A 19,580-nucleotide genomic window follows, 5' to 3' on the forward strand; every position below is an offset into this window, starting at 1 on the left:
TAATCAAACGTTTGTTTAAATAATTTTCTCTCATTTAAACAAACGTTTGATTAACCTAGAAAAACACCCATGTACGGGTGTTTTTCTGCTTAATCTTTAAAAGTTACTACTATTATCGCTTATTAATCTCTTCAAGTAAGATTTTGTTAACAAGCGGTGGATTTGCTTGCCCTTTTGTAGCTTTCATAATTTGACCAACTAAGAAGCCAATTGCACGGTCTTTACCGTTTTTAAAGTCTTCGATAGATTGCTCATTATTATCAAGAATTTCTGTTACAACTTTACGAAGTGTACCCTCGTCAGAAATTTGAACAAGGCCTTTCGCTTTAACGATTTCTTCTGGGTCTCCACCTTTTTCAATTAATTCGTTAAATACTTTCTTCGCAATTTTAGAAGAAATTGTACCTTTTTCAATTAATTGAACCATTTTAGATAAACCAGCAGGCGTTAATGCAACGTCTTTTAATTCTTTTTGTTGTTTGTTTAGGTATGCAAGTACTTCACCCATTAACCAGTTTGATGTTAATTTCGCATCAGCACCGTCTGCAACAGTTGCTTCAAAGAAATCAGACATTTCTTTCGTTAATGTTAATACGTGTGCATCATAAGCTGGTAAGCCTAATTCTGCAACATAGCGAGCTTTACGTGCATCTGGAAGTTCTGGAATAGAAGCACGAACTGCTTCTTTCCACTCATCGTCGATGTAAAGTTCAACTAAGTCCGGCTCTGGGAAGTAACGGTAATCATCAGATCCTTCTTTCACACGCATTAAGATTGTTTTCTTCGTTGCTTCATCATAACGACGTGTTTCTTGTTGGATGATACCACCAGATAATAATTCTTTTTCTTGGCGAGCTTGCTCAAACTCAAGACCTTTTTGTACGTAAGTGAAAGAGTTTAAGTTTTTCAGTTCCGCTTTTGTACCGAACTTCTCTTGTCCAACTGGACGAAGGGAAATGTTCGCATCACAACGCAAGGAACCTTCTTCCATCTTACAATCAGATACGCCAGTGTATTGAATGATTGATTTTAACTTCTCTAAGTATGCATATGCTTCTTCTGGCGTACGCATATCTGGCTCAGATACGATCTCAATTAAAGGCATACCTTGACGGTTGTAGTCTACTAATGAGCCGTCAGCTGTATGCGTTGATTTACCAGCATCTTCTTCTAAATGAAGACGTGTAATACCGATACGTTTCTTTTTACCGTCTACTTCGATTTCAATCCAACCATTTTCACCAATTGGCTTATCAAACTGAGAGATTTGGTAAGCTTTCGGATTATCTGGATAGAAATAGTTTTTACGGTCAAACTTTGTTTCTGTTGCGATTTCACAGTTTAATGCCATTGCAGCTTTCATTGCAAAGTTAACTGCTTCTTTATTTAAAGTAGGAAGTACTCCTGGGTATCCTAAGTCAATTACACTTGTTTGTGTATTTGGTTCCGCTCCGAATTCTGTTGGACTCGCAGAGAAAATTTTCGAATTTGTTTTTAACTCAACGTGAACCTCTAAACCAATAATTGTTTCTAAATTCATCTATGCTCGCCTCCTTACAGACTTGCTTTTTTTGTATGATGGTCTGTTGCTTGCTCAAACGCATGTGCAACGCGGTAAATTGTCGCTTCATCGAAGTGTTTACCAATAATTTGTAAACCAAGTGGCATGTTGTTAGCACCGAATCCACATGGAACAGAAATCGCTGGAACGCCTGCTAAGTTTACTGGGATTGTTAAAATGTCATTTGCATACATTGTCATTGGATCATCAACTTTTTCGCCCACTTTAAATGCCGGAGTTGGCGTTGTTGGTCCAATAATAACATCGTAGTTAGCAAATACATTTTCAAAGTCGTTTTTAATTAATGTACGTACTTGTTGTGCTTTTTTGTAATATGCATCATAGTAACCAGAGCTAAGAGCAAATGTACCAAGCATAATACGACGTTTTACTTCATCACCGAAGCCTTCGCTACGTGTGTTTTTGTAAAGATCCATTAAGTTATTCACATTATCAGAACGAACACCATAACGTACGCCATCAAAGCGTGAAAGGTTAGCTGATGCTTCAGAAGAAGATAATAAGTAATACGTTGCTAGAGCGTATTTAGAGTGTGGAAGAGACACTTCCTCCCAAGTTGCGCCCATACCTTCTAATACTTTTAAAGCAGCTAGTACTGACTCACGAGCTTCTTCGCCAACACCTTCTCCTAAGTATTCTTTCGGTACAGCAATGCGTAAACCTTTAACGTCGCCTGTTAAACCAGCTAAGTAGTTTCCTACTTCAACGTTAGCAGAAGTTGCATCCATACGGTCAAGACCTGAAATAGCTTGTAATAAGTATGCATTGTCTTCTACTGTACGTGTAATCGGTCCGATTTGGTCAAGTGAAGATGCAAATGCTACTAATCCGTAACGAGATACGCGTCCGTAGGTTGGTTTTAAACCTACAACGCCGCAATATGCAGCTGGTTGACGGATAGAACCACCCGTATCAGAACCTAGAGAGAATAATACTTCTCCTGCTGCTACAGCTGCTGCAGAACCACCACTAGATCCGCCTGGAACGTAATCTAAGTTCCATGGATTTTTCGTAGCGTAGAAACCTGAGTTTTCATTTGAAGAACCCATTGCGAACTCGTCCATATTTAATTTACCGATTGTAATTGTGTCAGCAGCTTTTAGCTTTTGCACAACTGTCGCATCATAAATTGGATCGAAGTTTGCTAACATTTTGCTCGCACAAGTTGTACGAAGACCGTTAGTTACAATGTTATCTTTAACACCGATTGGCATACCGAATAATAAACCATTATCTTCAGCACCAATCTTTGCATCTAATTCTTTCGCTTTCGCGCGTGCATTTTCTTCATCTAATGTAAGAAAAGCTTTTACGTTATCTTCAACATCCGCAATACGTTTATAAGATTCTTCTACTAAATCCGTAACGGAAATTTCTTTGTTGTTTAACTTCTTATGTAACTCTGATACTGAATGATCAAATAATGACATCGAAATTCCCCTCCTCTATTCTAATACTGCTGGAACACGGATTTGATTATCTTTGTGATCCGGTGCATTTTTTAATACTTCTTCTACTGGTAAACCTTTTTCTGGTACATCTTCACGCATAACATTTTTCATAGTTAATACATGAGTTGTTGGTTTTACGTTTGTTGTATCTAATTCATTTAACTGTTCTGCAAAAGTAACAATTGCATCTAGTTGTTTTTGAAATTTTTCTGCTTCTTGATCAGTAATTGCAAGACGTGCTAAATGTGCTACGTGCTTTACATTCTCAACGGAAATTCTTGACACGGCTAGGCCACCTCCATAATATATCGTTCAATCTACAATACTATTGATGATACCAAATTTTCAGTACTTCAAGCAAGTCAACACACGGTACTTACACCATTTTTACATAAAAAAAGAAAGGCAAACGCCTTTCTTTACGATTTACTCTTTATCTAACGGTTTATTTTTCGGAAATCTCTCGTTATCTTCTTCATTATCACGAATTGTTTTTTGTAATACAAAACAAGACATCGTTAAAAATAATGTTCCAATTAAATAGTATCCTTTTACACTAAGCGTTTCATCTAGCGTATAAATACCAATTAGCATACCTGAAAGCGCACAAACAAATGAAGTCCATGCTAAAAACGTGAACGCTTGCGTATTACGTCTTCTCATCGTTCTCCCCCTCGTTAGCAGTACATCCATTATAGATAAGTATATTTACCATGATGGATTTTTATGTAAATTCTAGTTTTATATTTATAAATCTATCATAAAAGAATACTATTTTAAAGAAAGTTTTCTGCCTAATCTGAAAAAACAATTAAAATCATTGACAATTATTTCTATTCTACATAAAATAAAAATAAATATTACGAACCTCGAAATATACGGGAGTGGAATTAATTGTTGCAATATGAACATTTTTTAGACTTACTGCTAGATAACGCCAAGAAACTTTTCTATCCTGAAGAATGGGTAAGCCTAGATTTAACACTTTCTAAAACAGAAGTATTTTGTTTACTTTGGATGGAACGAAATACAGATATTACAATGACGAAAATTGCTGATCTTCTTGATATACCAATGAGTACAACGACAGGTGTTGTAAATCGCCTTGTAAGAAAGGGATATATTGAACGCTACCGTGATGAAAATGACCGACGTATTGTATTAATTCGTTTAACAGAAAACGGCGTAATACTCGTTCAAGAAGTAAAACAAAATGCAGCCCATTACTTTAGCCTAGTAACAGAAGCATTATCGGAAGAAGAAAAAGCATTTTTACTACAGATCTTCCAAAAGATTATGAATCACATTGCTACATCACAACAAAAAACAGAAGAAAAAGTTTCTACACCTAAAATGAAAAACATTCCGATTGAATAAAACCCTAGCTGGGTTTTTATTCAATCATTTATTTCGCCACTCGTAATATTCGATACTCGAAACAAAGGGGATATGAATGATGAGAATTATTTTGTATACAGGTAAAGGCGGCGTAGGAAAAACTAGCATTTCAGCGGCAACTGCACTTCAAAGCGCAAAACAAGGATTAAAAACTTTAGTAATGAGCACAGACCCAGCTCATAGTTTAGGAGATTCATTTGGTATAAAACTATCTTCTGAACCATTAGAAATTCGTGAAAACCTATGGGCACAAGAAATTAATACGATTTATGAAATGGAAAAAGGCTGGGGGAAATTACAGAAATATATTACACTACTCTTCACTTCCAAAGCAGCTGATGATATTACAACAGAAGAGTTAACGATGTTTCCTGGTATGGAAGATTTAATTAGCTTACTTCGTGTACTCGATTATTATAAACAAAACACATATGATGTTATTATCATTGATTGTGCCCCAACAGGAGAAACATTAGCCATGCTCAGTTTTCCAGACATGCTCGGCTGGTGGATGGAAAAACTCTTCCCTATTAAAAGAAAAGTTTTAAAAGTTGTTCGTCCTGTAGCGCAACCACTTCTTGGTGTCCCCCTTCCAACCGATGATATTATGGACGAATTAACAAATACACTTGAACAACTTGGAGAAATGAGAGATATTTTATCAAACCGAGACGTAACAAGTATCCGCATCGTTGTAAATCCCGAAAAAATGGTTATTAAAGAGGCTCAGCGTAGCTTTACGTATTTAAATTTATACGATTATAACGTAGATGCGATTATGATTAACCGCGTCATCCCTAACACTGTCATCGATCCTTATTTTCAAGCTTGGAAAGATACTCAAAAGAAATATAAAACATTAATTCAAAATAGCTTTGATCCGCTTCCTATTTACGAAGCTCCAATGTTTGAACAAGAAGTTGTTGGCTTACCTATGTTAGAACGCGTTGGAGATGCTTTATTTAAAAAAGATTATTGTCCTACTGAAGTAAAATTTAACGGTCGCACTCAATATGTAAAAAAAGATGGCGATGAGTATATTTTCGTTCTGTCCATTCCCTTCTCTAACAAAAGTGAACTTGCATTAAATCAAAAAGGTGACGAGCTTATCATTCGTGCTGGTTCTGTTAAACGAAACATCACATTACCCAAAACGTTAACACACCTTTCTATTCAAGGAGCAAAATTTGAAGATGATGTACTAAACATTCGTTTTGGAGGTGTCGTACATGCATGAAGAACTACTAAGGAAAGTCATCCGTACAAAAATAAAAGTAGGTATGCATATATTAGAAGAGTTACCTGCCCCAATCCAGCAATCAGCTAAGCAAATACTAAATATTTTACAAGAGGAGCTAGCTGCTTATCCGAAAGAACAAGGGCATCGTGAAGATAATTTGAAAAGTATTATAATTGAATGAACATCTCTGGATAGAGGGCCTTTCTAGGCTTTCTATCTCTATATTGGAGTGATGTAAGTTGTTTAAAAAACATTCCACTATTATGCTTTGGAAGATTCCCTTGTTATTTCTCATTCATAACCTTGAAGAATCTTTCCAAATGCCACAATATCTTGCTAATCAATTTTCAATTACTTTTATAACTAGTCAACAATTTTCCATTGCGATTTCTATATTGACTCTCTTTGTTTTACTTATCGTCTTTCTATATCAAATAAACATCTTGTCTTCTATATATTGGATTATTTTTATACAAGGGGCAATTTTCTTCAACTCTGTTCAACATATTATTTTGTTTTTCATTTACCGTTCTTATAACCCTGGCGTAATATCCGCAGTTTTCATTGCCATCTTTTCTATTTTCTTTTTTTTATCCCAAAAACACTTAATTCATAAAAATAAATTCTTAATTACACTCGCTTTCAGCTTATTTTCTTATCCTATTATAATTTGGATTACCTTACTATTCGCTAGCTACTTTCATTCATAAAAAAGACCAGGAAAACTCCTGGTCCATTACTCTACTTAACAAACATTGGATTCTATGTTATACAGAATTGGAAGGTACAGAATTAGGGTTGTTTTGTTTGTTAAGTAGATTATATGTTGAACGAACTAACAGCGGAGGGGTTCCTTCTGTTAGTCCATTAAACCCAATCATTATTTTACGATTTTTTCAAGCTCATCAAGTGAAAGATCTACTGAAATTGAACCATCATTTGTTTCTTTCTTAATTGCATCTGTTACTTCTTTTGAATGATATAATTCAATTACTTTTTTCAGTGTTGGATCATCTTTATCTTTCGTACGAGCTGCGAAAATATTAATATATGGCTTCGCATTTTCATTCTTTGGATCTTCTAAGAAAATTGGATCCTTCGCTGGATCTAATCCAGCTTGACCAGCAACACCGTTATTAATAACTGAAGCTGCTACATCTTTTAATACACGAGGTGTTTGCTGTGCGATAACCGGTGTAATTTTTAACTTCTTCGGATTTTCAGCAATGCCGCTTGGATCTCCAAATAGACCAAAGTCTTTTTTAAGCTTTAATAACCCAGCTGCATCAAGAAGTTTTAATGCACGTGCTTGGTTCGTCGGATCATTTGGAATCGCAATTTCTGAACCATCTGGAATTTCATTTGCTTTCTTATGTTTTTCAGAGTATAAACCCATTGGTGCAATTTGCGTTGTACCAACAGCTGTAATATCTAGCTTATGCTCCTTTTTAAATTGCTCTAAGAATGCAATATGCTGGAATGAATTTAATTCAATATCTCCATCAGCTAACGCTTTATTTGGCGTTGTGTAATCAGAGAACTCAACCAGTTTAATTTTAATTCCTTCTTTTTCAGCTTTCCTCTTCAAAATTTCCCAAGCGTCTCCATCCGTTCCAGTTACACCGACGCGAACTACTTTTTCTTTCGCTCCTGCCCCTGTGTCTCCACTTGAGCAGCCGCTTAATGCTGAAACCCCTACAATCGCTGATAATGCAAATGCTAAAATCTTCTTCATTCTCTTTTCCCCCTCTTCCTTTTATGATCTGCGTAAAAAGACTTTCGCAAAGTAGTTTCCTAAGTTTTGAGCTAACTGTACAAGAATGATAAGTAAAACGACCGTTACGAACATAACTGATGTATCAAAACGTTGATAACCATATGTCATTGCTAAATCACCAAGGCCGCCACCACCGACAAGCCCAGCAACTGCAGAAAATTCAATTAAACCAACTGTCATAAATGTAACACCTAAAATTAATGGTGCTAACGCTTCTGGTACAAGGATTTCAAAAACAATTCTAATTGGTGAAGCACCCATCGCTTGCGCTGCTTCAATTACCCCTTTCGGAACAGAAACAAGATTTGTTTCAACCATTCTAGCGATACCAATTGATGCAACTAACGTCATTGGAAAAATTGCTGCCGCCGTTCCAATTGTCGTTCCGATAACACTTCTTGTTAGCGGGCTTAAAGCTACTAAGAATATGATGAATGGAATTGGACGAATTGTATTAATGATAATATTAAGAATAGAAAAGACCCATTTATTTTCTAAAAAGTTTCCTTTTCTCGTTACATATAAAAGTAAACCTAGAGGTATACCAAGAATTGTAGCGAATATAAGGGTTACAATTACCATTAAGAGGGTATCCCCCGTCGCATCTAATATGCGCGGCCAAAATATACTCCAATCAACTCGCATGAGCTTCTACCTCCTTCAGCTGCACTTGCAGTCTTAGATGTTGTAATGCTTTTTGAATTTCCCTCTGTTCACCTTGCAATTCTACAAGAAGATTTCCAAATAGCACATTTTGAAGTTCAATAATATTTCCGTACAGTACATTTACATCGACATTATAGTTTTTTGCGATATATGATAGTACCGGCTGTCCTGTTTCCTCACCAGTAAATGTTAGGCGATAAATCTGACCACCATTTTGAATTTTCGCTAAAACACTTTCCGGTAAATGATCATTAATAACAGAACGTACAAAGTTTTGAGTCGTCGTTGTTTTTGGTTGTGTGAAAACATCAAACAGTTTTCCTTCTTCAATAACTTTTCCTTTTTCCATTACAGCTACACGGTGACAAATTTCTTTCACAACATGCATTTCATGTGTAATAAGAAGAATTGTTAAATTATATTCTCGATTTACTTTCTTTAATAAGTTTAGAATTTCTGTCGTTGTTTCTGGATCTAAAGCTGATGTTGCCTCATCACATATAAGAATATCTGGTGATGTTGCAAGTGCTCTAGCGATACCTACACGCTGCTTTTGTCCGCCTGATAGCTGCTCTGGGTAATTGTTTGCTTTATCTTCTAACCCTACAAACTTCAGCAATTCATTTACTCTTTCTTTTATTTCATTCTTTGGTACTTTTGCTAACTTTAATGGATAAGCAATATTCCCAAACACTGTTCTTGAATTAAATAAATTAAAGTTTTGAAAAATCATCCCGATTCTTTGTCTTAGCTTCCGTAATTCTTTCGTCGATAATGATGTAATATCTTTATCATCTATTGAAATCGTTCCTGCCGTTGGTCTCTCTAACATGTTTACTAGGCGTAATAATGTACTCTTTCCAGCGCCACTAAAACCGATAATGCCAAAAATTTCGCCTTTCTCAACTGATAACGTTACATCCTCCACCGCATGAACAGATTGCCCACCTGATTCATATACTTTACTTACATTATTAAAAGAAATCATTTTTCCCCCTCCTATATGCTGTAAAAACTTGAAGTAGAGCTTTCGAGGTAAAATAAAAAGTGCTCTCCTTCTTATCAACCATAAAGATAAGAAGGAGAGCACTTATATGTACTCGGTCACATCTTCTCATCTTCCAAGCCTTTCATAGGCTTGCTGGAGTTAGCACGGTATTAAAAAACCCGTTGCTGAGGTATCGTAGGGCCAGTCCCTCCACCTCTCTGGATAAGAATGTATCGATTTAATTATCGTTTAATTAATTCTCATTATAGAACTCAGAATAATAAGAGTCAATACATTTTTTAGAAAAATATTAATTATTTCTTTATTAAAATTTTCAGATGAAAAATTCAAGAAAAAATAGTAATCTTTAAAGTTATGTAAAATTCTCCTCTTGCATATTTTTTAAAAGGATAATCTTCTCTACTAATTGAATACCATTATTTGAATATGAAATTGGAGGAAGGTAAATATATGAAAACGGCTCTTTTACTCGTTGATATTCAAAATGATTATTTTCCACATGGAAAAATGGAATTGCGTAATCCAGTAGAAGCAAGCGAATATGCTAGTCAGCTATTACAATTCTTTAGAACGAAAAACGAACCTATTTTTCATATCCAACATGTAGCAATAAAAGAGGACGCTACTTTTTTCCTACCCAATACAGAAGGTGTACATATTCATGAAAGCGTACGCCCACTTAAAGAAGAAACCGTTATACTCAAACATTATCCAAATAGTTTTCGCGAAACCGATCTTCTAGAGCAATTACAACGTTTAAATATTGAGCACCTCGTCATATGCGGGATGATGACTCATATGTGTATTGATGCTACCGTAAGGGCTGCCTTTGATTTCGGCTTGCAATGTACTGTTATACATGATGCTTGTGCGACAAAAGATCTTTCTTTTAAGAATGCTACGATACCCGCTGTTTATATTCATAATACAATTTTAGCTAGTTTAAATGGCGTATATGCAAATGTAATGAGTACAGAGGAGTTTTTAGCTACAAAAAAACACTCTCTTCAGTGAGCAAAACCGAAAAGAGTGTTTCTTGTCAAACCATAGATTTTCTTTCAAATTGTATTATACAGGAAATCCTTAAAATGAATACAAAAAAATGTGACTAATAAGTCAACTTTTCTCATTGTTTTATTTCTATTTACATGTTTATCCCGATATGAATAGGGTTTAGCTAGTTCTATTTGCCTAATGGTAATATATAGCATTTTAAATTCGAACTAGTTTCCCCTATTATTTATCTGTTTGTTTTTGTTTCTTTTTCAAATACTCCGCACGCAATTTTTCAATTTGCTGCTTTTTATCAAATTTGACAGGCGTCTGTTTTTCATGGAACTTTGCGACAGCTACCTGACCTTTGTAATCCAATTGATATTTTCCCACTTTGTTCACCTACTTTTCTTCTCTTTAAAGAGAATCTATTCAACAAATATAATATACCTTATTTTACTGAAATAAACCTTAATACTTAATCAGTTTTTCTACTGACACCTATCTTACTCCACATATAGAAAGTTTTTCAAAAAAAGAGATCTTCGCAGACTGCGAAGATCTCTTCTACTATTTCTTATAAAGTTTCAGAAGTAGTTTTTGCTTGCATGTGAAGCGCTAAGTAGTCAGGGCCACCAGCTTTAGAGTCTGTACCAGACATGTTAAAGCCACCGAATGGTTGGTATCCTACGATTGCACCAGTACATCCACGGTTGAAGTATAAGTTACCTACATGGAAGTCTTCACGTGCTTTTTCAATATGGTCACGGTTGTTAGAGATAACTGCTCCTGTTAAACCGTATTCTGTATTGTTTGCAATTGCAAGTGCATGGTCAAAGTCTTTTGCTTTACAGAATGCTACTACTGGTCCGAAGATTTCTTCTTTCATTAAGCGAGCATCTTCTGCAACGTCAGCAACGATTGTTGGTTGGATGAACCAGCCTTTAGAATCGTCTCCTTCGCCACCTGCTAAAATTCTACCTTCTTCTTTACCAATTGCAACATAGCTCATTACTTTATCAAATGCAGCTTGGTCATTAACAGGACCCATGTTTGTACCTAATACAGCTGGGTTAGCAACTGTTAATTCTTTTGTTAATTCAACAGCACGATTTAATACGTGATCGTATACATCTTCGTGGATTACTGCACGAGAACATGCAGAACATTTTTGTCCTGAGAATCCGAATGCTGATGCAACGATAGATTTAGCTGCTAATTCAAGATCTGCTTCTTTATCAACAACGATTGTATCTTTACCGCCCATTTCAGCGATAACGCGTTTTAACCAAATTTGGCCTGGGTTTACTTTCGCCGCGCGCTCATAAATACGGATACCTACATCACGAGATCCAGTGAAGCTAATGAAACGTGTACGAGGGTGATCTACTAAGTAGTCACCAACTTCAGAACCATTACCTGGTACGAAGTTTACTACGCCAGCTGGTAAGCCAGCTTCTTCTAATACTTCCATGAATTTCGCTGCTACTACAGGAGTTGTACTAGCTGGTTTTAGTAATACTGTGTTACCAGAAACTAAAGCAGCTGTTGTCATACCTGCCATAATTGCGAATGGGAAATTCCAAGGAGAAATGATAACACCTACTCCTAATGGAATGTAAGAGAAACGATTATATTCAATTGGACGGCTTTCTACTGGAATTCCGTCTTTTAATTTCAACATTTGACGACCATAATATTCCATAAAGTCGATTGCTTCTGCTGTATCAGCATCTGCCTCATTCCATGGTTTACCTGCTTCTTTTACAAGAATAGCAGAGAATTCATGTTTTCTACGACGAACGATCGCTGCAGCACGGAATAAAATGTCTGCACGCATTTCTGGCTTTGATTTTCTCCAAGTTTGGAATGTTTCATCCGCTACTTGCATTGCTTTTTCAGCTAACTCACGGCTTGCTTTTGAAACACGACCAACAAGTTCCTCTTTATTTGCAGGGTTTACAGAAACAATTTTGTCTTCTGTAGTGATTTTTTCTCCCCCAATAATTAATGGATAGTCTTGCCCAAGATAAGATTCTACTTTCTTTAAACCTTCTTCAAATGCTAATTTGTTAGCCTCCACTGAAAAATCTGTAAATGGCTCATGTTTGTATGCTACTACCATTATTTTTAGCCTCCCCTTAGAAAAACGTTTACATTTTACAACATTATTCTACACGATAATTTAGATTTATTCAAATATTCCTAGACTTATATTTTAAAAATTAATTAATTTTTAAAATATAATAAAAAAACAGAGTTATACAAATGTATAACTCTACAAAATATGAGTATATTCCAAAACGTTTTTGCTAATCAATAAAATAGTTACTAACAAAAATAAAGTCCTTACATATCCAACACCTTTTTGAACTGCAAACTTCGATCCAAAATAAGCGCCAAAAATCATCGATAACCCCATAATAATACCGTATTCAAAATGAATTACGTCTAAAAATAAAAAAGTGATTAACGATACGATATTACTAACAAAGTTCAAAAGTTTTCCAGATGCTGCCGCTTGAATAAAATCCAAACCAATTAATAAAAATGCAAAAATTAAAAAGGATCCCGTCCCTGGTCCAAAAAATCCATCGTAAAACCCTATCATTAAAATAACAAAGAAAAATATTAATGTTTTTCTTTTCGTCATCTTCTTATAGGTAGACACACTTCCCCAATCCTTTTTCGCAATAATATAAATAGCAATAAATACCAACATTACAAGCACTAACGGACGTAAAATATCTGGAGGAATAAACTTTACTACTAAAGCACCTGCTACTGCTCCTATAACAGTTAACGGGATTAACTTTCCTACAATTTTAAAATCGACCTTTCCCGATCGAATAAAGTAAATCGCACTCGTAAACGTCCCCATCGTTGCAGCTAATTTATTCGTTGCAATTGCCGAAGCTGGCGGTAAACCAACAAACATAAGTGCCGGAAGCGAAATTAACCCTCCACCGCCAACAACTGAATCAATAAAAGCTGCTAAAAAACCGAATGCGATTAATAAAATAATGACTTGAAAACTTAATTCGTCCATGCGCTTTACCCCTTACCCCATTATTTATAACATTTTAAATTATAACAAAATTACCCAAGAAAAAAAGCCGTTCCATAAAGGAACGGCCCTTCTATTTAATCTAAAATTTTCACATACGGCTCATCTTGCTTCGCCTCACGTATAATAATCGCTTCTGGACGTTCTACAGATTTAATCGTTACTTGTACTTTCATATAATTCGGGAAGTATTCCATAACAAGCCCGGCTACATATTGTGTAAAGCCAATTATTTCTGCTTTCCCATTAAACTGGACAGGAATATCAAGCTTTATTTCTCTTAATTCATCGTCTCTATACATACCAGTACCGATAACAGCTGTATAGTCACCTTGGAAATAATCGCTTAATTTTGCCTTGAAGTTTGATACTCTCGCCAAGTCTTCACGTTTATTATCTGTTTTCGCTTGTTCAGATGGGAACAAATAATATTTCTCATTAATTTGTTTCCAATCCTCAACCGTTTCACTACCTTTTTCGACATTCGCATAAGAAACAAAGTTACCTGGCACGAGCGAAGACTTCGGAGCCTGACGATAAATTGCAAATGTTATCGGAAGGTTTTTTGTCTCAGGATCTTGTTGATGCATAACTTTCAAGATTTCTGGCACCATTTTTTTCCCTTCAGCTAACATCTTTTCATTCGAAATTGCAGCCTCACGCGGGTACCCATGCTCTTCCTCATAATAATGAACCGAATTCATTGCTAATCCAACTACAATGCCACTACGCTCATCTTTTTCGCCTTTGTTCACATAATAATCATGCTCTAAAATATTTGAAATATATATTGGATTTTTTTTATTTTTCACTTCTAATGATTCGGATCCTGTACCTAATGCAGGATTTAACCCTATGTTCGGGAATTTAACCGCATCTTTTTTTAATGTATCTTCTAGTTCCTTTTGTTCTGCATCTGTACGTTTTCTTTTAACAAGCATCTGTATATACTGAGTAGTTAGGGATTTTCCGCCTTTGAAAACATTATCTTTCGTACTAAATGATTCTTTCGCAATACGCATTAATCCTGTTTCAAATTCATCTATATCAAGACGATTACTTACTCCTTGCACAACTAAGCCACGTGCGTTTCCTCCCTCAAATGGAATAGTCGTCTTATAATATTCATCCGAAATAGAGTAATTCGGGACGATTGCTTGCTCTTTTGCTTTCCCCGATTTCTCAACCACTTTTTCATCTTTATCGGCACCTGCACTACACCCACTTACAAGTAGGCCAAGGCTTAATACCGCTAATGCTATTTTTTTCATGGTAAGTTTGCACCTCTTACTTATTTAGCTCTTGTAAGAACCTCTCTTCATTCCAAACCTCGACATTATGTTTCTCCGCTTGTGCTAATTTCGAACCTGCCGCTTCACCTGCAACAACTAAATCTGTACTTTTACTAACACTTCCTGTTACTTTTCCACCTAATGCCTCAATCTTTTTCTTCGCTTCACTACGTCCCATAACTTCTAATTTCCCTGTTAAAACGACAGTTTTTCCTGCGAAGTACGACTCAACGTTTTGTAAATCAGCAATTTTCATGCCTTTATATGTCATGTTCACGCCGTATTCTTTAAATTGTTGTAATAACTCTAATACGTCTTCATTATCGAAATACGTTACTACGGATTGAGCCATTTTTTCACCAATTTCATTAATTGCTTTTAGTTCTTCTTCCGTTGCCTTCACAAGCGCATCCATCGTTTCGAAATGCTCTGCAAATGTACGTGCCGCTTTCGCTCCAACATGGCGAATACCAAGACCGAATAATAATCGCTCTAATGAGTTTTCTTTAGAATTTTCAATTGCTTGTACTAAATTCGTTGCTGATTTTTCTCCAAATCGTTCTAGCTGTAATAATTGCTCTTTCGTCAACGAATATAAATCAGCAAATGTACGAATATAATCTGCCTCAAAGAGTTGTGTAATGACACGTTCTCCAAGTCCATCAATATTCATTGCATTTCTTGAAACGAAATGGATTAACCCTTCTCGAATTTGAGCAGGACAAGTTGGATTTATACAACGAAGTGCTACCTCTTCTTCTAAACGAACTAGTTCACTCTCACATGCTGGGCAATGCGTTGGCATATGATATTCTTCTTCCTCACCAGTACGCTTATCGAAAATAACATTCACAACTTCAGGAATAATATCTCCAGCCTTCTTCACAACAACGTAGTCACCAATTCGAATATCTTTTTCACGAATTAAATCTTCGTTATGTAAAGAAGCACGACGAACGATCGTACCAGCCACTCGCACTGGCTCTAGCTCTGCAGTCGGTGTTACAACCCCTGTACGACCAACACTTAATTCAATGCCTGTTAATCTTGTTACAACTTCTTCAGCTGGGAATTTATAAGCAATTGCCCATCTTGGACTCTTTGCTGTAGTGCCTAGACTTTCTTGAAGAGCAACATCATCTACTTTTATAACGATCCCGTCAATCTCATAATCAAGATGCGGACGTTTTTCTTGCCATTCTTCTACATAAGCTATAACTTCTTCAATTGTTTCACATGTGCGTCGATTTGGATTTGTTTTGAATCCAAGTTCACCTAAGAAATCAAGCGATTCACTATGTGATAGGATTGTTTTTTCTTCTACATTCGCAAGACCGTATACAAACATAGATAAGTTACGCTTCGCTGCAATTTTCGGATCAAGTTGGCGGATTGAACCTGCTGCCGCATTACGCGGATTTGCAAATACATCTTCACCATTTTGCTCTTTTTCTTCATTTAACTTAACGAATGAACGCTTCGGCATGTAAGCTTCGCCTCGTACTTCTAACGTTACTTCTTCATTTAAACGAAGCGGGATTGCTTTAATCGTTTTTAAATTTTGAGTAATATCTTCACCTGTTACACCATCACCACGTGTTGCCCCTTGAATGAAGCGTCCTTTTTCATAATGAAGTGAAACTGCAAGTCCGTCAATTTTTAATTCGCATATATATCTTACATTCGCATCATCAATTCCTTGACGTACTCGTCGGTCAAAATCACGTAAATCTCCTTCGTTAAATGCATTTCCTAAACTTAACATCGGTGACTTGTGTGTTACTTTTTCAAATATATCAAGAACCGTTCCCCCAACGCGAACGGAGGGAGAATCTTCACTCATAAACTCTGGGTTCTCTGCTTCTAATTTTATAAGCTCCTGCATATTACGGTCATACTCCGCATCAGAAACAGAAGGATTGTCTAACACGTGATATTGATAGTTAAATGTATTTAACAAATCACGTAGTTCTTCTATACGTTTTTTTGCTATCTCTTTTGACATATCCTCATTCCTTTCCTATTGTTTCGTCACAGGTGCAAATTTTGCTAACAAGCGTTTAACACCAATTGGGCTTGGGAACGCAATATCTAATTCTTTTGCATCACCTTCACCTTTTACACTTACAACTGTACCGATTCCCCATTTTTGGTGGGAAGCTTTATCGCCTACTGCCCAGCCGATTTGTTCGCCGCCTGTCGTCTTAGCTGCAGGACGCGCGAAAGCTGAGCGAGAACGTGTTGTAGTTGTAGTTGTCGTTTTACTGCTACTTGCCACTCTTCCTTTTGCACCAAACGAAGTTTCACGCTTCGGCGCTGTTTCATTTAATGATTCCACTAGTTCTGTCGGGATTTCTGTAATAAATCGAGATGCGGCATTCATACTTGTTCTACCAAATAAAGTACGCATTTGTGCATTAGATAAATACAACTCTTCTTCTGCACGAGTAATACCTACATAAGCAAGACGACGCTCTTCTTGCATTTCATCTTCTTCCATTAGAGAACGAGTATGCGGGAATATTCCTTCCTCTAAACCAACAATAAAGACAACTGGGAATTCTAATCCTTTCGCTGAATGCATCGTCATTAAAATAACTTCCTCACCAGCAGTTGGGTCTTCATCTACACGATCAATATCTGCAACAAGTGCTAAGTCTGTTAAGAATGCAACAAGACTCTTATCTTCGCTTTGAGATTCAAATGTTTGCGTAACAGATAAAAACTCATCTAAGTTCTCTAGACGACCTTCTGCTTCTAACGTACGCTCATTTTTCAACATATCGCGATAACCTGTTTTCTCAATAACTTCTTCTACCAATTCTGTAACAGATAAATACTCTTGCATATTTACCCAGTTGTGTAATAAACCTGCGAATTCCTTTACTGCCTTTGTAACCTTTGCACTTACTCCAACATGCTCAATCTCATCGAATACAGCTGTTAATGAAATTCCATTTTGTACACCGTAATTAATAATTTTGTCGATAGAAGTCGCACCAATTCCACGCTTTGGCACGTTAATAATACGTGCGAAACTAATCTCATCATCTGGATTACCAATTAAGCGTAAATACGCCAAAATGTCTTTAATCTCTTTACGGTCGTAGAACTTCGTACCGCCGACAATTTTGTAAGGAATATTAGATTTCAGGAAAATCTCCTCGACCATACGAGACTGCGCATTTGTACGATATAACACTGCAAAATCAGTATATTTTCGTTTTCCCATTTGAATATCGTCGCGAATTTTTTTCGCCACAAAGTATGCTTCGTCCTTTTCCGTTGCAGCACGATAGTAAGAGATTTTGCTTCCAACTTCATTATCTGTCCATAATTTCTTCGGTTTACGATTCGTATTTCTTTCAATGACAGCATTCGCTGCATTTAAAATATTTTGTGACGAACGATAATTTTGTTCTAACAGAATAACTTGCGCATTCTCATAATCTTTTTCAAATGACAAAATGTTAGAAATGTCCGCACCACGCCAGCGATAAATTGACTGATCTGAGTCACCTACAACACATAAATTTTTAAAACGTGCTGCCAAATGTTTAACAAGAAGGTACTGCGCTTTGTTCGTATCTTGATACTCATCCACGTGAATATACTGGAATTTACGCTGATAAAACTCTAGCACTTCTGGAACACGTTCAAATAGTTGAATCGTCGTCATAATTAAATCATCAAAGTCTAGTGAGTTATTTTTCAAAAGACGTTTTTGATATTCTGTATATACATCGCTCGTTAATTTTTCATATGGATCAGCAATTGTAATTTTCTTTGCATATTTATCCGCAGATAACAATTCATTTTTCGCATTACTAATACCAGCTAAAATAGAGCGCGGTTCAAATTTCTTCGGATCAATATTGCGCTCTTTCATAATTTTTTTGACTACAGTTAACTGATCACCTGAATCTAAAATTGTAAAGTTACGATTAATACCAATGCGATCGATATCACGTCGTAAAATACGTACACACATAGAGTGGAACGTAGAAATCCAAATATCTTCAGCTTCTGGTCCGACAAGTGTATCAATACGCTCGCGCATTTCACGAGCGGCTTTATTTGTAAAGGTAATAGCTAGTACATTCCATGGTGCTACTCCTTTTTCACCAAGTAAATACGCAATACGATGTGTTAACACACGTGTTTTACCACTGCCTGCGCCTGCCATTAATAGAAGTGGTCCGTTCGTTGTTTGTACTGCTTTTTGTTGCTGCGGATTTAAACCATTTAATAATCTATCTGTCATACTCATATATGCCTGCACCTACTCTCCTTTTACTGCTTTAACCGTTTTTAACGCTGCTTTTATATCATCATAAATAATATTTCCGACAACTACTGTATCAGCATACTGCGCCATTTCCTTCGCTTGTTCAGCATTAGAAATACCACCGCCATAATATAACTTAGCTTGTTTCAATTCTGCTTTCACATTTTTAACAAGTTCAACATCTCCATACGTACCGCTATATTCTAAATAAAATATCGGTAAACGTAATAGCTTGTCTGCTAAACGCGCGTATGCAATTACATCATCTTCTGTTACATCACACTTTGCATCTGTAAGCTGGGCTACTTTCGCTTCAGGATTTAAAACACAATATCCTTCCATAAAAATTTCGTCCCAATCCATAATATCCCCAAATTCTTTCAAAGCCTCATGATGAACGCCTGTTACCCATTCCACCTTTCGGCTATTTAAAACGCTTGGGATATAATAAAAATCGAATCCTGGTGTAATTGCTTCCACATCAGAAACCTCTAACACACAAGGAACTGCATATCTACGAATGCTAACTAGCATGTGTAGTACATTATCAATTGTCACCCCATCACTTCCGCCTACAATAACAGCATCTGTTCCAGACTCACAAATCATTTCTAAATGTTCGTCACTTAATTCCTTATTCGGATCAAGCTTAAATACATGTTTCCATCCGGAAATATCGTACATGAAAACACCCTTTCTTTTCTCAAGTTGTATATATTTCTGTTTAAAATAACAGTTTATTTTCATCATTATTGTTTTAACTTCATCTTAAATATTTGTTTAAAACGGAGAATTAAGTTTGGAATTACCTCTTCCA

General features: G+C 36.1%; 19 protein-coding genes and 1 riboswitch. Of the genes, 5 read left to right on the plus strand and 14 right to left on the minus strand.

Annotated elements, in window-relative coordinates:
* Nucleotides 1–112: 112 nt before the first annotated feature.
* From gatB to PDQ40_RS19970, 4 genes are all read right to left on the minus strand, one after another.
* On the minus strand, nt 113–1,540 hold the full coding sequence (gene gatB / locus PDQ40_RS19955; RefSeq protein ID WP_001047674.1) for an Asp-tRNA(Asn)/Glu-tRNA(Gln) amidotransferase subunit GatB: 1,428 nt from the start codon (nt 1,538–1,540) through the stop codon (nt 113–115).
* A 14-nt stretch (nt 1,541–1,554) separates the two neighbouring features.
* On the minus strand, nt 1,555–3,012 hold the full coding sequence (gatA, locus tag PDQ40_RS19960) for an Asp-tRNA(Asn)/Glu-tRNA(Gln) amidotransferase subunit GatA (protein WP_000051445.1): 1,458 nt from the start codon (nt 3,010–3,012) through the stop codon (nt 1,555–1,557).
* A 15-nt stretch (nt 3,013–3,027) separates the two neighbouring features.
* The gene (gene gatC, locus PDQ40_RS19965; protein WP_000087000.1) at nt 3,028–3,318 is read right to left on the minus strand and encodes an Asp-tRNA(Asn)/Glu-tRNA(Gln) amidotransferase subunit GatC; all 291 of its coding nucleotides are present in this window, start codon (nt 3,316–3,318) and stop codon (nt 3,028–3,030) included.
* A gap of 141 nt (nt 3,319–3,459) precedes the next feature.
* Complete coding sequence (locus PDQ40_RS19970) at nt 3,460–3,696, minus strand: YiaA/YiaB family inner membrane protein (RefSeq protein WP_001254393.1); 237 nt, start codon at nt 3,694–3,696, stop codon at nt 3,460–3,462.
* Nucleotides 3,697–3,927: 231 nt separating this feature from the next.
* Here PDQ40_RS19970 and PDQ40_RS19975 point away from each other — a divergent pair, with 231 nt between their 5' ends.
* The 4 genes from PDQ40_RS19975 to PDQ40_RS19990 all read left to right on the plus strand — a co-directional run bounded on the left by PDQ40_RS19975 (nt 3,928) and on the right by PDQ40_RS19990 (nt 6,381).
* Nucleotides 3,928–4,410 (plus strand): MarR family winged helix-turn-helix transcriptional regulator, encoded by a 483-nt coding sequence (locus PDQ40_RS19975; protein ID WP_000942492.1) that lies wholly within the window; start codon nt 3,928–3,930, stop codon nt 4,408–4,410.
* A 76-nt stretch (nt 4,411–4,486) separates the two neighbouring features.
* Entirely contained in the window at nt 4,487–5,668 is a 1,182-nt protein-coding gene (locus PDQ40_RS19980) for an ArsA family ATPase (RefSeq protein WP_002163767.1), read from the plus strand.
* Nucleotides 5,661–5,852, plus strand: a complete 192-nt coding sequence (locus PDQ40_RS19985; protein ID WP_000544090.1) for a DUF3926 domain-containing protein — start codon at nt 5,661–5,663, stop codon at nt 5,850–5,852. The genes PDQ40_RS19980 and PDQ40_RS19985 overlap by 8 nt, the downstream gene beginning before the upstream one ends.
* 58 nt (nt 5,853–5,910) lie before the next feature.
* Nucleotides 5,911–6,381, plus strand: a complete 471-nt coding sequence (locus PDQ40_RS19990) for an HXXEE domain-containing protein (RefSeq protein WP_002163768.1) — start codon at nt 5,911–5,913, stop codon at nt 6,379–6,381.
* A 170-nt stretch (nt 6,382–6,551) separates the two neighbouring features.
* On the opposite strand, the gene PDQ40_RS19995 is transcribed toward PDQ40_RS19990, so the two are convergent.
* From PDQ40_RS19995 to PDQ40_RS20005, 3 genes are read right to left on the minus strand one after another with little or no spacing between them, the layout of a single operon-like run.
* Nucleotides 6,552–7,406, minus strand: a complete 855-nt coding sequence (locus tag PDQ40_RS19995; RefSeq protein ID WP_000721603.1) for a MetQ/NlpA family ABC transporter substrate-binding protein — start codon at nt 7,404–7,406, stop codon at nt 6,552–6,554.
* A 21-nt stretch (nt 7,407–7,427) separates the two neighbouring features.
* Nucleotides 7,428–8,093: a methionine ABC transporter permease gene (locus PDQ40_RS20000; protein WP_001261859.1), complete on the minus strand. Its 666-nt coding sequence runs from the start codon at nt 8,091–8,093 to the stop codon at nt 7,428–7,430.
* Nucleotides 8,083–9,102, minus strand: coding sequence for a methionine ABC transporter ATP-binding protein (locus PDQ40_RS20005; protein ID WP_000622978.1), 1,020 nt, complete (start codon nt 9,100–9,102; stop codon nt 8,083–8,085). Before PDQ40_RS20005 ends, PDQ40_RS20000 begins: the two co-directional genes overlap by 11 nt.
* Nucleotides 9,103–9,225: 123 nt before the next feature.
* Nucleotides 9,226–9,331, minus strand: a riboswitch (SAM riboswitch).
* Nucleotides 9,332–9,573: 242 nt separating this feature from the next.
* Here PDQ40_RS20005 and PDQ40_RS20010 point away from each other — a divergent pair.
* Nucleotides 9,574–10,137 (plus strand): cysteine hydrolase family protein, encoded by a 564-nt coding sequence (locus tag PDQ40_RS20010; RefSeq protein WP_000844901.1) that lies wholly within the window; start codon nt 9,574–9,576, stop codon nt 10,135–10,137.
* Nucleotides 10,138–10,359: 222 nt separating this feature from the next.
* On the opposite strand, the gene PDQ40_RS20015 is transcribed toward PDQ40_RS20010, so the two are convergent.
* The 7 genes from PDQ40_RS20015 to PDQ40_RS20045 all read right to left on the minus strand — a co-directional run bounded on the left by PDQ40_RS20015 (nt 10,360) and on the right by PDQ40_RS20045 (nt 19,447).
* Nucleotides 10,360–10,518 (minus strand): hypothetical protein, encoded by a 159-nt coding sequence (locus tag PDQ40_RS20015; RefSeq protein ID WP_001045034.1) that lies wholly within the window; start codon nt 10,516–10,518, stop codon nt 10,360–10,362.
* Nucleotides 10,519–10,693: 175 nt separating this feature from the next.
* Nucleotides 10,694–12,241: an L-glutamate gamma-semialdehyde dehydrogenase gene (gene pruA / locus PDQ40_RS20020; RefSeq protein ID WP_000259550.1), complete on the minus strand. Its 1,548-nt coding sequence runs from the start codon at nt 12,239–12,241 to the stop codon at nt 10,694–10,696.
* A gap of 153 nt (nt 12,242–12,394) precedes the next feature.
* Nucleotides 12,395–13,165 (minus strand): TSUP family transporter, encoded by a 771-nt coding sequence (locus tag PDQ40_RS20025; RefSeq protein ID WP_000343966.1) that lies wholly within the window; start codon nt 13,163–13,165, stop codon nt 12,395–12,397.
* Between the two features lie 95 nt (nt 13,166–13,260).
* On the minus strand, nt 13,261–14,454 hold the full coding sequence (locus tag PDQ40_RS20030) for a CamS family sex pheromone protein (RefSeq protein ID WP_000717039.1): 1,194 nt from the start codon (nt 14,452–14,454) through the stop codon (nt 13,261–13,263).
* Nucleotides 14,455–14,470: 16 nt separating this feature from the next.
* Nucleotides 14,471–16,480 carry an NAD-dependent DNA ligase LigA gene (gene ligA, locus PDQ40_RS20035; protein ID WP_000031446.1) on the minus strand — a complete coding sequence of 670 codons (2,010 nt, stop codon included), beginning with the start codon at nt 16,478–16,480 and terminating at the stop codon, nt 14,471–14,473.
* A gap of 15 nt (nt 16,481–16,495) precedes the next feature.
* The gene (gene pcrA, locus PDQ40_RS20040; RefSeq protein WP_025991725.1) at nt 16,496–18,745 is read right to left on the minus strand and encodes a DNA helicase PcrA; all 2,250 of its coding nucleotides are present in this window, start codon (nt 18,743–18,745) and stop codon (nt 16,496–16,498) included.
* Nucleotides 18,746–18,757: 12 nt separating this feature from the next.
* Nucleotides 18,758–19,447: a heptaprenylglyceryl phosphate synthase gene (locus PDQ40_RS20045; protein WP_000272090.1), complete on the minus strand. Its 690-nt coding sequence runs from the start codon at nt 19,445–19,447 to the stop codon at nt 18,758–18,760.
* Between the last annotated feature and the right edge of the window lie 133 nt (nt 19,448–19,580).

It is taken from the genome of Bacillus cereus group sp. Bc061 (genome assembly GCF_027715825.1).
GTDB classification, from domain to species: domain Bacteria; phylum Bacillota; class Bacilli; order Bacillales; family Bacillaceae_G; genus Bacillus_A; species Bacillus_A paranthracis.

What these genes read in the sequence shown, in the direction of transcription:
- gatB (WP_001047674.1), bottom strand. Translation starts at nt 1,540, where the DNA reads ATGAATTTAGAAACAATTATTGGTTTAGAGGTTCACGTTGAGTTAAAA.
- gatA (WP_000051445.1), bottom strand. Translation starts at nt 3,012, where the DNA reads ATGTCATTATTTGATCATTCAGTATCAGAGTTACATAAGAAGTTAAAC.
- PDQ40_RS19970 (WP_001254393.1), bottom strand. Translation starts at nt 3,696, where the DNA reads ATGAGAAGACGTAATACGCAAGCGTTCACGTTTTTAGCATGGACTTCA.
- PDQ40_RS19980 (WP_002163767.1), top strand. Translation starts at nt 4,487, where the DNA reads ATGATGAGAATTATTTTGTATACAGGTAAAGGCGGCGTAGGAAAAACT.
- PDQ40_RS19985 (WP_000544090.1), top strand. Translation starts at nt 5,661, where the DNA reads ATGCATGAAGAACTACTAAGGAAAGTCATCCGTACAAAAATAAAAGTA.
- PDQ40_RS19995 (WP_000721603.1), bottom strand. Translation starts at nt 7,406, where the DNA reads ATGAAGAAGATTTTAGCATTTGCATTATCAGCGATTGTAGGGGTTTCA.
- PDQ40_RS20000 (WP_001261859.1), bottom strand. Translation starts at nt 8,093, where the DNA reads ATGCGAGTTGATTGGAGTATATTTTGGCCGCGCATATTAGATGCGACG.
- PDQ40_RS20005 (WP_000622978.1), bottom strand. Translation starts at nt 9,102, where the DNA reads ATGATTTCTTTTAATAATGTAAGTAAAGTATATGAATCAGGTGGGCAA.
- PDQ40_RS20010 (WP_000844901.1), top strand. Translation starts at nt 9,574, where the DNA reads ATGAAAACGGCTCTTTTACTCGTTGATATTCAAAATGATTATTTTCCA.
- pruA (WP_000259550.1), bottom strand. Translation starts at nt 12,241, where the DNA reads ATGGTAGTAGCATACAAACATGAGCCATTTACAGATTTTTCAGTGGAG.
- PDQ40_RS20025 (WP_000343966.1), bottom strand. Translation starts at nt 13,165, where the DNA reads ATGGACGAATTAAGTTTTCAAGTCATTATTTTATTAATCGCATTCGGT.
- PDQ40_RS20030 (WP_000717039.1), bottom strand. Translation starts at nt 14,454, where the DNA reads ATGAAAAAAATAGCATTAGCGGTATTAAGCCTTGGCCTACTTGTAAGT.
- ligA (WP_000031446.1), bottom strand. Translation starts at nt 16,480, where the DNA reads ATGTCAAAAGAGATAGCAAAAAAACGTATAGAAGAACTACGTGATTTG.
- pcrA (WP_025991725.1), bottom strand. Translation starts at nt 18,745, where the DNA reads ATGAGTATGACAGATAGATTATTAAATGGTTTAAATCCGCAGCAACAA.
- PDQ40_RS20045 (WP_000272090.1), bottom strand. Translation starts at nt 19,447, where the DNA reads ATGTACGATATTTCCGGATGGAAACATGTATTTAAGCTTGATCCGAAT.